This is a genomic window from Novosphingobium sp. 11B (assembly GCF_054589055.1).
The window spans coordinates 24,788-28,415 of sequence record NZ_BAAILP010000217.1; the positions used below are offsets into that span (position 1 = coordinate 24,788).

Annotated in this window: 4 protein-coding genes; all 4 read left to right on the forward strand. The window is 65.6% G+C overall.

What is annotated here, in order from left to right; all coding sequences use genetic code 11:
• Positions 1–99 precede the first annotated feature (99 nt).
• The 4 genes from ACYPYD_RS19855 (at position 100) to nadA (ending at position 3,521) form a co-directional block, all read left to right on the forward strand.
• Positions 100–555, forward strand: coding sequence for a DUF1465 family protein (locus ACYPYD_RS19855; protein ID WP_459665026.1), 456 nt, complete (start codon positions 100–102; stop codon positions 553–555).
• Between the two features lie 68 nt (positions 556–623).
• Positions 624–1,508 carry an MBL fold metallo-hydrolase gene (locus ACYPYD_RS19860; protein WP_459665027.1) on the forward strand — a complete coding sequence of 295 codons (885 nt, stop codon included), beginning with the start codon at positions 624–626 and terminating at the stop codon, positions 1,506–1,508.
• Between the two features lie 76 nt (positions 1,509–1,584).
• Positions 1,585–2,295 carry a hypothetical protein gene (locus ACYPYD_RS19865; protein ID WP_459665029.1) on the forward strand — a complete coding sequence of 237 codons (711 nt, stop codon included), beginning with the start codon at positions 1,585–1,587 and terminating at the stop codon, positions 2,293–2,295.
• 239 nt (positions 2,296–2,534) lie between these two features.
• Complete coding sequence (gene nadA, locus ACYPYD_RS19870; protein WP_008833588.1) at positions 2,535–3,521, forward strand: quinolinate synthase NadA; 987 nt, start codon at positions 2,535–2,537, stop codon at positions 3,519–3,521.
• Positions 3,522–3,628 lie beyond the last annotated feature (107 nt).

Consider the following 3,628-nt stretch of genomic DNA (forward strand, 5'->3'; position numbering starts at 1 on the left):
ACCCTCCCGCCGTGCCGTTCAGGGACAGCGCGATATTTGCCCGGGATTATCGACTCGCCCCGCTTGCCGCCGATTCGGCGGTAAGAAATACGAAGGGCCATGTCGAAACCGGCGACCATCAATCCGCGCATCGTCGAGGCGCTCTACTGCGAGGCGCTCGTCCTGTCCGACGAGGTGCGCGCGGCGTTCACCTTGTCCGGGCGGATCGACGGAGATCCCGGCCGTGTCGCCCTCTCCAGCGAAGGGCTGCGCACCACCACGCGGATGATGCACGCGATCGCCTGGCTACTTAACCACCGCGCTTATTTCATCGGCGAGATCAGTGACTTGCAGCTACGCCGCCATGGCCGCCTGTCGCCAGCGATGCGCCAGTCGGACCCTGCGCATGCCCTTCTGCTGGAGCCCGCCACCGCCCGACTCGTCGAGGCGACGCGCCTGTTCTACGACCGCCTGCTACGCCTTGACCAGTTCTGGCGGCTGACCACACCTGCGGCTTTCGGCGCGATCGAGCACTTGCGTGAGCGCATCGAGACGGAGGTTGCGACCGGCACCTAACGGCACTCGGCGGTGCCATAACCGCCCTCAAGGTCGACACGGCGCTTCATCCACCCCATATCGCGCCCATGAACGCTGCTGCAGAGATCGACCGGCCCTACACGGTGGCCGAAACCATCGGCCCGCTGGTCCGCCGGGTGCTGGCGCGCAACCCCTCGCCCTTCACTTTCACCGGCACCCAGACGTATCTGGTAGGCGCCGATGGCGAAGTGGCCGTCATCGATCCCGGCCCGGACGAGGCCGAGCATCTGGGCGCGCTGATGGCGGCGATCGGCGGGGACAAGGTCGTGGCGATCTGCTGCACTCATACCCACCGCGACCACTCGCCCGCCGCTGCCCCCCTCGCCGCGCTGACCGGCGCGCCGATCGTCGGCTGCGCGCCGCTGGTTCTGAGCGACGACGGCCCGCGCGCCGACGCGTCGTTCGATGCCAACTACGCGCCCGACCGGGTGCTGGCCGACGGCGAGGCGCTGACCGGCAAAGGCTGGACCCTGCGCGCGTTGACGACGCCGGGCCATACCTCCAACCACTTGTGCTTCGCGCTTGAGGAAACCGGCGCGCTGTTCACCGGCGATCATGTCATGGGCTGGTCCACCAGCGTCGTCTCCCCGCCCGACGGCGACATGACCGCCTACATGGAAAGCCTCGCCCGCCTCTACGAGCGCGAGCAGGACGTGGTCTACTACCCCGCCCACGGCCCGGAAGTGACAAAGCCGCGCCAGCTCGTGCGCGGGATGATCGGCCACCGCCGCCAGCGCGAGCGGCAGATCCTGCGCCAGATCGAATCGGGGGTGACCACCATCGCCGCGATGGTGCCGCTGATGTACAAGGGCGTCGACGAAAGGCTCTGGCCCGCCGCCGGGCGTTCGGTATTGGCCCATCTTCTCGATCTTGAAAAACGCGGCATTACAATGCGCAATGAAGATGAATGGACGCTGATCGCCGCGAATTAGGCGTTCGTCGACAAGTATTCGCCGTACAACCCGCCATGCATTACTATCCGCCACCATCACGGGTGGAGGCAAATTCATGGCAACCGCAGCCGCAGCGCAGGTTTCGCGCGCCTCGTTCTGGGCGAAGATGACGATCGGGCTCAGCCTGTTCATCGTCTTCGCCTTTGCACAATTCGGTCTGCGCGGCTTCGTGCCCGTTACGCAAGTGCCGGTAATCTTTCATGTCCATGGCGTGGTCATGCTCGGCTGGCTCGCCCTCGTGACGACGCAGGCGCTGCTGGGCAACGGCAGTGGGCTGGAACTGCACCGACGGCTCGGCTGGGCGAGTGCAGTCATGCTACCCACCATCGCCGTGCTGACCAGCCTGACCTGCTTCGCCGGGCTTCGCACCGGCATGTTCCCTCCGTTCTTCCCGCCGGCTTATTTCCTCGCGCTGATCCATGTCTCGATGCTGATCTTCGTGATGATGGTCGGCGGCGCCGTTGCGCTGCGCGGCCGTGCGGACTGGCACAAGCGGCTGATCCTGGGCTCCACCATCCTCATCATGGACCCTGCGCTCGGCCGGGTCCTGCCGATGCCTTTCATCATGCCCTGGGGCGAGTGGCTGTCGATGGCGATCCAGCTTGGCATGGTCGCGCTGATCGTGCGGCACGACCGGCGCACGATAGGCCGCATACATCCTGCCACCGTGACCGTCGCGCTGGCGGTGGTGCTGGCGCATGTCCTTGTCGAGCTGCTGGCGATCACACCGCCGTGGGTCGCATTCGCGGCGCAATTCGCGGGATAGATGTCCTGCTGTCCTCCCTGTCGCGCAGCGATGGGGAGGGGGACCGCCCGCATAGCGGGTGGTGGAGGGAGAGAGCCCCCTCCGTCAGCCCTACGGGCTGCCACCTCCCCATCGCTACGCGACAGGGAGGATCAAGCGACGGCCGCGATCTGCGAAAATTCCGCTTGGGTCCGCGCCTTCCCATCCCTAGATAGACCCCGCCCGCAGCAAGGTTCGGGCGAGGATGTACAGGAACGACCATGACCGTAATGCCCGCCGACCTCTCAGGCATCGACGTGCGCGCCGAGATCGAGCGCCTGCGCAAGGAGCGCAATGCGGTCATCCTCGCCCATTACTACCAGAAGCCCGAGCTTCAGGACCTTGCCGACTTCGTGGGCGACAGCCTCGAACTGAGCCGCAAGGCGGCGGAAACCGATGCTGACGTCATCGCCTTTTGCGGCGTGAAGTTCATGGCCGACACCGCCAAGATCCTCTCGCCGAACAAGATCGTCGTGCTGCCCGATCTCAACGCCGGGTGCAGCCTGGAAGACTCGTGCCCGCCGGAGAAGTTCAAGGCGTTCCGCGAGGCGCACCCCGATCACATCGCGCTGACCTACATCAACTGTTCGACCGAGGTTAAGGCGCTGTCCGACGTCATCGTCACCAGCTCCAGCGCCGAGACGATCCTGCAGCAGATCCCGCTCGACCAGAAGATCATCTTCGGCCCCGACCGTCACCTCGGCGGCTACCTCGCGCGCAAGTTCAACCGCGAGATGCTGCTGTGGCCGGGCGTGTGCATCGTGCACGAGGCGTTCAGCGAGACCGAACTGCTGAAACTGCGCGCCGAGCATCCCAATGCGCCGATCGCCGCGCACCCTGAATGCCCGCCGCACATCGTCGATCATGCGGACTACGTCGGCTCGACCAGTGGCATCCTGCAGTATGCGAAGACCATGCCCGGCGACACGCTGATCGTGGCGACCGAGCCGCACATCATCCACCAGATGCAGCTCTCGATCCCGAACAAGACCTTCATCGGCGCGCCCGGTGCGGACGGCAACTGCAACTGCAACATCTGCCCCTACATGGCGCTCAACAACCTCGAGAAGCTGTACATCGCGCTGCGCGACCTGTCCCCGCGCGTGGAGATCGAGGAACCGCTGCGTCTGGCGGCGAAGAAGAGCCTCGACCGCATGCTGGAGATGGCCAGCGGGACGATCGGCAAGGGCGACCTGGGCGCGCGTTGAGGGCTTCGTCGTCCCGCCTGAAGCGCGATGACCCAACCCTTCGTCATTGCGAGCGAAGCGAAGCAATCCAGGGCGGTGTAAGACTGCTCTGGATTGCTTCGCTGCGC

Excerpts from the sequence above, each read along its gene's own strand:
- ACYPYD_RS19855 (WP_459665026.1), top strand. The coding sequence starts at position 100 with ATGTCGAAACCGGCGACCATCAATCCGCGCATCGTCGAGGCGCTCTAC.
- ACYPYD_RS19860 (WP_459665027.1), top strand. The coding sequence starts at position 624 with ATGAACGCTGCTGCAGAGATCGACCGGCCCTACACGGTGGCCGAAACC.
- ACYPYD_RS19865 (WP_459665029.1), top strand. The coding sequence starts at position 1,585 with ATGGCAACCGCAGCCGCAGCGCAGGTTTCGCGCGCCTCGTTCTGGGCG.
- nadA (WP_008833588.1), top strand. The coding sequence starts at position 2,535 with ATGACCGTAATGCCCGCCGACCTCTCAGGCATCGACGTGCGCGCCGAG.